Below are 525 nucleotides of genomic sequence, written 5' to 3' on the forward strand. Positions count from 1 at the left end.
TCAGTGCTACGTTATTACCTTCCATAGCCAAATCGTACTCTAGCGTCTTATACTTACTGACAAACAAGCGAGCGTGTTCAGATGAGTTGATTGAATCAACTAATTTAATAGCATGGTTCATGCCTTCAAGTAGATGTGAATCGTGTGGAATAAAGTCGACTTCTTTATCAATGGTTTCATCTTCATTTTCTTCGCTAGCGACTTGGATAGTTTGTTTCTTTGGAGGGTCTAGATCTGTAACGCCAGCACAGCGAACTGGTATATTTAGACCTTCTTGATCTTCTTCATCTTCGAGGTCAGTTAAATTGCAATATAGTCTTATGAAATGCTTAAAATAAATGCCATTAAGGTTGATGGTTGAAACTCCCAGATCTTCTAAATTCTTTTTCCCGTCACTTTGCTCTTTTAGAACCTCCTTCGCCAGAATGGGAAACAACATTTGTTCTGCAATTCCCTCAACAAGAATGAGACCACTTGCGAACAACAAGTTTGACTTAGTTACATCCAACCATCGGTTGATAAACT

Annotated in this window: 1 protein-coding gene; it reads right to left on the reverse strand. The window is 38.5% G+C overall.

The features are described from left to right. Positions 1-525 (reverse strand): ATP-dependent endonuclease (locus R7Q46_RS30125; RefSeq protein ID WP_318078711.1); only part of this gene is annotated, 525 nt, incomplete at both ends.

It is taken from the genome of Vibrio sp. 811 (assembly GCF_033339195.1).